This window comes from Mesorhizobium sp. M7D.F.Ca.US.004.03.1.1 (assembly GCF_003998635.1).
GTDB classification, from domain to species: Bacteria; Pseudomonadota; Alphaproteobacteria; order Rhizobiales; family Rhizobiaceae; genus Mesorhizobium; species Mesorhizobium loti.
Window position 1 is genome coordinate 1 of sequence record NZ_RZQG01001416.1, and the last position, 1,015, is coordinate 1,015.

A 1,015-nucleotide genomic window follows, 5' to 3' on the forward strand; every position below is an offset into this window, starting at 1 on the left:
GTCCAGAACAGGCTGAAGGCCGCCATCACCAGCGCCGCCGTCAGCGCGCGGCGCCGCAGCACCGGCTCGTCGCGCAGCAGGTCGAACAGTGAAGCGATCAGCGCTCCATAGGAGGATCTCGCTGCCGGCCGTCGTCGCGGCAAGGTGAAGGCAAGCACGCAAGCCAGTACGACCAAGGCCGCGGCGCTGATGCCATAAAAAGCCCGCCAGCCCCAGGCATCGGCAATCAGGCTGGCCAGCGGCCGCGCCAAAAGGATGCCGACCATCAGCCCGCTCATGACATCGCCGATGACGCGGCCGGCCTGCCCGGGCGGCGCCATCGAGGCGGCGATCGGCACCAGGATCTGGATCGCCGAACAGGCAGCCCCGAGGACGAACAGGACGATCAGCAGCGAGCCGGCGGTGGGCGCCGTTGTGGCGACGCCAGCCGCCAATGCCGCCGCGGCCAGCATGCGCAGGATCAGGGTGCGGTTTTCGGCGAGGTCGGCGAGCGGCACCAGGAAGAACAGGCCGGCGGCATAGCCGAGCAGGGTGGCCATGGCGACGAAGCCGACGCTCGCGGCACTGGCGCCGAGCGATGGCCCGATCAGGCCGACCAGCGTCTGTGGGGCGAACAAATTGGTGACGATGATGCCGACCGCGGTGGCAAACAGCAGCGTCTGCGGGCCTGTGACGGTCGCAGCCGGCCCGGCCATCCGGCCGTCATTGGTGTCGAGCATTGGGGTATCGAGCATTGAGTCCTCAGGGATTTGCATGTCGTGCGAGGACTTTATGCCAAAGCATTATCATGCTACAATTCAATCAATTCGATAATGATTATGCGAGATACGCATGAATATCCACGACCTCGAAGCCTTCATCGCGGTGGTGGAGACCGGCTCGATCGTCGGTGCCTCGGCAAGGCTCAACCTCACCCAGCCGGGCGTGACGCGCCGCATCCAGAACCTCGAGGACGGGTTGGCCACCGCGCTGCTCGACCGCCAGTCGAAGCCGCTGAAGCCGACCGCCTCCGGCC

2 protein-coding genes are annotated in these 1,015 nt (G+C 66.3%); one reads left to right on the forward strand and one right to left on the reverse strand.

The annotated features are described in order from the left end of the window. A partial coding sequence (locus EN935_RS37555; protein WP_164771776.1) for an MFS transporter occupies positions 1 to 719 on the reverse strand: 719 nt, incomplete at its 3' end. 112 nt (positions 720 to 831) lie between these two features. Between EN935_RS37555 and EN935_RS37560 the strand changes: the two genes are divergently transcribed. Next, the coding region (locus EN935_RS37560; protein ID WP_164771775.1) for a LysR family transcriptional regulator at positions 832 to 1,015 on the forward strand (184 nt) is incomplete at its 3' end.